The sequence below is a fragment of the Streptomyces tauricus genome (assembly GCF_014650955.1).
In the GTDB taxonomy this organism is placed as follows: domain Bacteria; phylum Actinomycetota; class Actinomycetes; order Streptomycetales; family Streptomycetaceae; genus Streptomyces; species Streptomyces tauricus.
On record NZ_BMVY01000042.1, the window covers coordinates 59,886 to 66,673 of the forward strand.

The 6,788-nt window shown below is 72.0% G+C and carries 7 protein-coding genes and 1 pseudogene; 3 read left to right on the forward strand and 5 right to left on the reverse strand.

Annotated features, from left to right (window positions below; translation table 11 throughout):
• Positions 1-330 precede the first annotated feature (330 nt).
• Both IE278_RS36900 and IE278_RS36905 read right to left on the reverse strand, forming a co-directional pair.
• Entirely contained in the window at positions 331-957 is a 627-nt protein-coding gene (locus IE278_RS36900) for a Uma2 family endonuclease (RefSeq protein WP_189779264.1), read from the reverse strand.
• Positions 958-1,190: 233 nt separating this feature from the next.
• Positions 1,191-2,318 carry a mechanosensitive ion channel family protein gene (locus IE278_RS36905; protein ID WP_189779265.1) on the reverse strand — a complete coding sequence of 376 codons (1,128 nt, stop codon included), beginning with the start codon at positions 2,316-2,318 and terminating at the stop codon, positions 1,191-1,193.
• 229 nt (positions 2,319-2,547) lie between these two features.
• Between IE278_RS36905 and IE278_RS36910 the strand changes: the two genes are divergently transcribed.
• A complete protein-coding gene (locus tag IE278_RS36910) occupies positions 2,548-3,084 on the forward strand; it encodes an HNH endonuclease (RefSeq protein ID WP_107016193.1) in 537 nt (178 codons plus the stop codon).
• A gap of 62 nt (positions 3,085-3,146) precedes the next feature.
• On the opposite strand, the gene IE278_RS36915 is transcribed toward IE278_RS36910, so the two are convergent.
• The 3 genes from IE278_RS36915 to IE278_RS42610 are packed head-to-tail and all read right to left on the reverse strand — an operon-like array spanning position 3,147 to position 5,898.
• Positions 3,147-4,502, reverse strand: a complete 1,356-nt coding sequence (locus IE278_RS36915) for an ABC transporter permease family protein (protein WP_189779267.1) — start codon at positions 4,500-4,502, stop codon at positions 3,147-3,149.
• Entirely contained in the window at positions 4,499-5,236 is a 738-nt protein-coding gene (locus IE278_RS36920; RefSeq protein ID WP_373312193.1) for an ABC transporter ATP-binding protein, read from the reverse strand. Before IE278_RS36920 ends, IE278_RS36915 begins: the two co-directional genes overlap by 4 nt.
• Positions 5,233-5,898, reverse strand: a complete 666-nt coding sequence (locus IE278_RS42610; protein WP_246571282.1) for a PadR family transcriptional regulator — start codon at positions 5,896-5,898, stop codon at positions 5,233-5,235. The genes IE278_RS36920 and IE278_RS42610 overlap by 4 nt, the downstream gene beginning before the upstream one ends.
• Before the next feature lie 205 nt (positions 5,899-6,103).
• Here IE278_RS42610 and IE278_RS36935 point away from each other — a divergent pair, with 205 nt between their 5' ends.
• Positions 6,104-6,373, forward strand: a complete 270-nt coding sequence (locus tag IE278_RS36935) for a hypothetical protein (RefSeq protein WP_189779269.1) — start codon at positions 6,104-6,106, stop codon at positions 6,371-6,373.
• Positions 6,373-6,788, forward strand: a pseudogene (locus tag IE278_RS42615) (4-alpha-glucanotransferase); the annotation flags it as partial. The gene IE278_RS36935 and the pseudogene IE278_RS42615, both read left to right, overlap by 1 nt.

Here is a 6,788-nt window from a genome sequence, read left to right on the forward strand (position 1 = left end):
TCCTGATCGTGTCCACGTCAGAGAGCGCTCTCGGATCATCTCCGGGCGGCGGGTGACCGTCAATATGGCGGGGGTTCAGAGACGTGACGCCCGGCTGAGACTGTCCCGCAACGGGCTTGAGGGGCAGGGCGGCGCGCGCCGGCGAGGCCTCCGAAGCTTGCCGGTTCTGACGCGGCTGAGCCGGGTTGACTCGCTCAGTCACTGGAGCAGGGCAATTTTCTGCGGCTGGGCGATGCCCGGCACGGCGCACTGTGAGGTCGCAGGCGAACGTCTGGCCTTGAGGTGCGTGGGAGTCGGGTATCGCGGATGCCGCCCATGGCTGGCCGCCTGCTACTCCGTCGGCTCCAGGAAAGGAGTCGTCTCCAGTGTCGGGTACGGGGCGGGGAGCGGGAGGGGGTGGCCCAGTTCGGCCTTGACCTCGGTGGCGTAGTACGCCTCGGTGGGGTCCTCGCCGGGGGCGATCGGGTCGGAGTAGCAGTGGGCCGTCTTCCGGTGACGGTTGATCAGGACGTAGAGGGGGACGTCGGCGGCGGCGTAGGTGCGCGGCTTGGGGCCGGTGTCCGTCTCGTGGTTGGTGGAGGTCACCTCGCCGACCAGGGCGATCATGTCGATGGGGTACCAGCCCTTGTGGGCCCTGCGATACGACTCGTCCAGCTCCGTCGCCTTGCGGCGGCGCACATAGAAGTCCGGGATGAGCAGGGCCATGGTGCGGCCGTCCTTGTGGGCTGCCCGGTAGCCGTTGCCCATGCCCACCAGGCGGAGTCCGGCGGCGCGGAACTGGAAGGACAGCTCGAAAGCGCCGTCATTGTGGTTGTCGTTCGGTGCCGGCGGCACGAAGACCGTCCCTTCGACGTACTCGGGTCGGATCGGCGTCTCGGACGCTTCCTCGAACGCGATCAGCAGATCGATGGGGTCCTGCTGCGTCATGACCGGCTCCATGCTGAGTTCGGCACTCATTGATGCTTCTCCTCGTCACGCTGTTGCCAGGCTACGCCCGTTCCGGGTGCCCCGGGCAGAACCATGAGGCCCCCGCACCCCATGTGACCTGCGAATGCCGCAGGCGTTCACTCGAACGAGCGTGCCGAACCGTTACGGCGGTCGCGCCGGGCCGCAGACGCGTGCGGGGCGGTTTTCGGATCGCTCCGGAAACCGCCCCGCACGCGTGAGCACGTATGAGAAACCTCTCGCCCCTACTTCGTCACATTTGACGGTACGGGCGTCGGGGGTGTCAGTGGTGACGCCGACTGGGACTGGGGGGACGCCGTGTTGGAGTAGGCCGACGGGGCCGCCATGCCTGCCGTCGGGTCGGGGGCCGGTTCGCCGTCCGGCTGGGCCGGGAGGCCGCCGACGATGCGGATGTCCGCTCGGTCGAAGGCCTGCTTGATGCGCCAGCGCAGTTCGCGTTCCACCGTCAGGGCCTTGCCCGGCATCGTCTTCGCGCTGACGCGGACGACCATCGAGTCCAGGATGACGCTGTCGAGGCCAAGGACCTCTATCGGGCCCCACAGGCGCTCGTTCCAGGGCTCGTCCTTGCTCATCGCCTCGCCGACCTCCGCGAGGACCGAGCGGACGCGGTCCAGGTCCTCGTCCGAGCGGACCGTGACGTCGACGCCGGCCGTGGCCCAGCCCTGGGAGAGGTTGCCGATGCGCTTGACCTCGCCGTTGCGGACGTACCAGATCTCGCCGTTGTCGCCGCGGAGCTTGGTGACCCGCAGGCCCACCTCGATAACCTCGCCGGACGCCACCCCCGCGTCGACCGTGTCCCCTACGCCGTACTGATCCTCCAGGATCATGAAAACGCCGGAGAGGAAGTCCGTCACGAGGTTGCGGGCGCCGAAACCGATCGCCACACCCGCCACACCCGCCGAGGCCAGCAGGGGTGCCAGGTTGATCTGGAACGTGCCCAGGATCATCAGCGCGGCCGTGCCCACTATCAGGAAGGACGCGACCGAACGGAGTACCGAACCGATGGCCTGGGAGCGCTGGCGGCGGCGTTCGACGTTGACCAGGAGGCCACCGAGCGCCGTGCCGTCGACCGCCTGGGCCGTTCGGTTCATCCGGTCGATGAACTTCGTGATGGTCCGCCGGACGGCCACTCTCAGCACCACCGCGATGATCACGATGAGCAGGACGCGCAGTCCGATGCTGAGCCAGGTGGACCAGTTCTGCTCCACCCAGCTGGCGGCGTTGGTCGCGCTTTCCTGGGCGTCCTCAAGCGTCGGGGACGTCGGTTCCTCGGTGGGATCGGCGGCCGACAGGACGGACAAGAACACGGCAGGTACCTCCAGGCGTAGCGGCCCGCCCGTGGCAGGGGACATTTGGTGGAATGCCGACGGGCGGAAACACCACACTAACGGGGCACCGTGTGCGGATCGTTGCAATGTTCGAGGGAGAGACTGTGCTCACGTGGGGATGAAGGAGATGTGGTCGAAAACACTCCCAGCCCGTTACCGGGACATGGTGGCGCTTCCACCAGGCATGAGGGGAGACTGACTGCAGATCGTCCCGGCGCGAGCCACGCGCCGCCGGCGTACAAGGAGGCCGCCCGTGCCGCATGTCCTGGTCCTCAACGCGTCGTACGAGCCCCTCGGCGTCGTACCGCTCCGCCGCGCGCTCGTCCTGGTCCTTGAGAACAAGGCAGTTTCTCTCGAGGAATCCGGCGCCTTCATGCACAGCGCGACCGTCACTGTCCCCGCCCCCAGCGTGGTCCGGCTGAAAAGGTTCGTGCGGGTCCCTTACCGGGGGCCCGTTCCGCTGACCCGCCGGGCGCTGTTCGCCCGGGACGGCGGCCGGTGCATGTACTGCGGTGGCGTCGCAACCAGCGTCGACCACGTCATCCCGCGCAGCCGCGGGGGTCAGCACGTCTGGGACAACGTGGTGGCGTCCTGCCGCCGCTGCAACCACACCAAGGCCGACCGCCACCTGGTCGAGATCGGCTGGCGCCTGCGCCACAAACCCGCCCCGCCGTCGGGGCTCGCGTGGCGCATCATCGGCACCGGGCACCGGGATCCGCGCTGGCTGCCCTATCTGCAGCCGTACGGCGCGGAGGACGCGATGGCTCGGATCGACGGCATCTCCGCCTGACGATCCGGGCCTTTGGTTTGCCCCGGGGCCGGCCCCGCGACCGCGGCCGGCCCCGGGCCCGGTCAGGTGAAGCGCAGCTCCGCCGGGCGGACCGTGCGGCGCAGCAGCGGCAGGGACGTGGCCGCGGCGAGCAGACACGCCGCGTACGCGAGCACGGGGAAGAGCAGGGGCAGCAGCACCGGGAAGACCGGTGGGTCCACGAAGGTGCCGTGGACGACGTGGACCGCCGTGCCGCCGGCGCCCGCGAGCAGCATCGCCGGAATCAACGGCAGCGCGGTCTCCAGCAGCAGCGCCCGGCCGAGCACCTTCCGCGGTACGCCCGCCGCGGCCTGCGCGGCCAGCCCCCGGCGCCGGGTGGCGAGCGACTCGGCGGTGCCCGCGGCGAGGCCGCCCAGGCTGATCAGCAGCGCCACCAGGACGGCGGCGCCCACGAGATCGATGCCGGTGGTGTAGAAGGCCAGGTCCTCGGGGTCGTACGGCAGACCCTCCGGCGGTTGGTGGACGGCGTCCAGGAGCATCTGGCGTACGCCCAGGAAGCCGACGCCCACCACGGTCACCAGGAGCACCGTGGCGTGGGTGCGCGCGGTGGCCCACGGGTCGGCCCGCAGGCGTTCGGCGGCGAGCAGGACGGCGGGGCTCCCGGTCCGTGCGGCGAGCCGCCTGCCGACGGCCCGCGCGGTGAGCCCGGTGACCGCCACCGCGCCCGCACCGGTCAGCGCCACCGCGCAGAACACCAGCAGGGGGAACGCGGTGGTCCCCGGCCCGGTGCCCCGTACGACCACCAGGAGGGCACCCAGGCCGACCAGCACCGCCGGCACCACCAGGGCCAGGGTGGCGGCCCGGCCGTGACCCGGCCGCACCCGGCGTACCCAGCCGAGCGGCGAGGCCACGACCCGGCGCAGCGCGACCACGCTCACCAGTACGGCGAGGAGCGGCACGGCGCACGTCACCAGGGCGAAACCGGCCCAGGCCCGCGGCGGAAACCCTTGCTGCAACACGTTCAGCATGAGGAGCGCGCAGAACACCGCGGCGACCGACGCCCCCAGCAGACAGGCGAGGCCGGACTCCAGGGCCGCGATCCGCCGCACCTGCCCCGGCGTCGCCCCGGCGAGCCGCAGCCCGGCCAGCCTGCGGTCGCGGTGCACGGCGCCGATCCGCGCGCACTGGCCGAGGAAGCCGAGCACCGGCACCCACAGGAGCAGCAGCGCGACGATCACCCCGGCGCGCTGCCCCGGCTGGTTCAGCAGGCCGTGGAAGTACGGGGTGGACACCTGGCCGTCCACCGAGGCGACCGCGACCGCCGCGTACCCGAGGCCGGTGGCGAGCGCGGCCCCCACCGCCGTCAGCGTCACCCGCCACCACTCACGCCGGTCCGAGCCCCGCGTCAGCAGCCAGGCCAGTTCGAGATCCCTGGTCATCGGGTCGCCTCCAGGGCCACGGCGTCCGCGGAGACGGCCCCGTCGCGCAGCCACACCTCACGGTCCGCGTACGCCGCCACCTGCGCGTCGTGCGTGATCAGCAGCACCGCCGTGCCGGTCTCCCGGGCCGTGTGCGCCAGGGCCGTCATCACCTGCTCGCTCGCCAGGGAGTCGAGCGCGCCGGTGGGCTCGTCGGCGAAGACGACCTTCGGACCGGTCACCAACGCCCGCGCCAGCGCCACCCGTTGAGCCTGGCCGCCGCTCATCTCGCCGGGCCGCAGGCCCTCCTGGCCGCGTACGCCGAAGCGCTCCAGCCACTCGCCCGCCTGTTCGTGGGCGGCCTTGCGGGAGGCTCCCGCGAGCAGCAGCGGCAGGGACGTGTTGTCGAGCGCGGTCAGCTCGGGGATGAGCTGCCCGAACTGGAACACCACCCCGAACTCCGTACGCCGCAGTTCGCTCAGCCGTGCCTCCGGCAGCCGGTCCAGGCGCTGCCCGGCGTAGACGACCGAGCCCTCGTCGGGCCGGACCATCCCGGCGAGGCAGTGCAGCAGGGTTGATTTGCCGCTGCCGCTCGCGCCGGTCACGGCGAGGATCTCTCCCGCGTACAGCTCGACGGAGGCGCCGCGCAGCGCCCGGGTCTCGCCGTGCGCCTTGGACAGGCCCCGGGCCGCCAGGATCGGCACGGCCCCGTCCGTACGGCTCATGGGCGTACTGCTCATGGACGTACTGCTCATGTCGGGTCGACCTCCGCGGTCAGAGTGGTGAGCCGGGCCGCGGTGGTGGTCATCCAGCGCAGATCGGCGTCGAGGTGGTTGAGGGCGTAGTCGGCCGACAGGACCGTCGCGAGGTCGGCGCCCGGCGCGGTCTTGACCGCCGTGAGCTCCCGCATCCGGGCCATGTGCGCGGCGCGCTGGGCGATCAGATAGCGGGCGGGGTCGGCGGCGGGCACGGGATCGGCCGCGGGCACGGGCATGGGTACGGGATCGGGATCGGGATCGGCTGAGGACGCCGGATCGGCCGTGGATATCCGGACCGGGGTGGACGCCGGGCCCGGGGTGGGCGTCGGGCCCGCCGCCGCGAGGATCGCGCAGACGACCTTCGCGAAGATCTCGTTCGTCACGAAGGGCGCGGGCGGGGTGATCTCGGCCGCCCAGCCCGCCAGTTCCTTCGCGCCCTCGGCGGTGGACCGGTACAGCGTCCGCTCCGGGCCGCCGTCCGAGTCGGTCCCGTCGACCTCGGCGAGACCGTCGCGGACCAGGCGCTGCAACGTCGTATAGACCTGGCCGTAAGCCAGCGGACGGGCCTGCGGGAAACGTTCGTCATGGCGTCGCTTGAGGTCGTAGCCATGGCTAGGCCCTCCTGCGAGCAGCCCCAGCAGGATGTGGCGGGTACTCATGGGCTCATTATGTACTCAATATATGTAGCGAGTGAATAGTCATGAGGTGCGTTGCTCAGGGTGTCCGCACGGGCGCTCTTGGTGATGTGGGGCTTCCGGGACAGAATGTGACCAGGAGCACGATGTCCCGGCTGTCACGTCTGCGGGCCCGCCCGTTGGGTAGGGGCTGCCTGACCCCGCCCGCACGACCACCAAGGAGGCCCCCGTGGCCGCATCGGCTCAGCTTCTGCTCTCGGCCCTCTCCAAACGCCCGGCGGACGTGCCCGCCGACCCCGGAACCGACCCCCACCCGCTCTACTGCATCTTCAACGCCGGCGCCGAGGGCTCCTGCGCCGAGGCCCCGCTCACCAGCGAGCCGCCGCTGGCCGCCGCCGCGCCCCTCACCAGTGAACCTCCGCTCGCCGACGCCGCGCCCCTGACGAGTGAGCCGACTCCCGTGGGTGCCGCCGCCGGCCTGGACCCGTCGGGGGTCTGATGCCGCTCTCCCGGCTCGCCGCGCTGCACGGCGTCGCCACGTCCTACAGTCCGTCCCCGGACCGCACGGTCGCTGCCTCGGACGCGGCGGTCGTCGCCGCGCTCACCGCGCTGGGCGTCGCCGCGGGGACGCCGGCCGCCGTCCGCGCCTCCCTCGCGGCGCGCGAGACGGAACTACGGGAACGTCTGCTGCCGCCCACGGTGGTGTGCTGGACCGACATCGATACCGACACCGACGGCGAGAGTCCGGTCCCCGCGACCGGTGACGGCGACCCGGGCCCCGTGCCCGACGGCGCCGACCCGGTGCCCGCGCCCGCAGACGCCACGCTCGCGCCCGCGTCCGCCGACCACGGCCCCGGAGCCGCTGTCGGCGGGGGCGGAGCCGCAGCCGAGGGCGCCCCGGGAGCTGCCGCGCC

Bases quoted from the DNA above. Each gene is read 5' to 3' on its own strand.
- IE278_RS36900 (WP_189779264.1), bottom strand. From the start codon at position 957: ATGAGTGCCGAACTCAGCATGGAGCCGGTCATGACGCAGCAGGACCCC.
- IE278_RS36905 (WP_189779265.1), bottom strand. From the start codon at position 2,318: ATGTCCCCTGCCACGGGCGGGCCGCTACGCCTGGAGGTACCTGCCGTG.
- IE278_RS36915 (WP_189779267.1), bottom strand. From the start codon at position 4,502: ATGACCAGGGATCTCGAACTGGCCTGGCTGCTGACGCGGGGCTCGGAC.
- IE278_RS36920 (WP_373312193.1), bottom strand. From the start codon at position 5,236: ATGAGCAGTACGTCCATGAGCAGTACGCCCATGAGCCGTACGGACGGG.
- IE278_RS42610 (WP_246571282.1), bottom strand. From the start codon at position 5,898: ATGAGTACCCGCCACATCCTGCTGGGGCTGCTCGCAGGAGGGCCTAGC.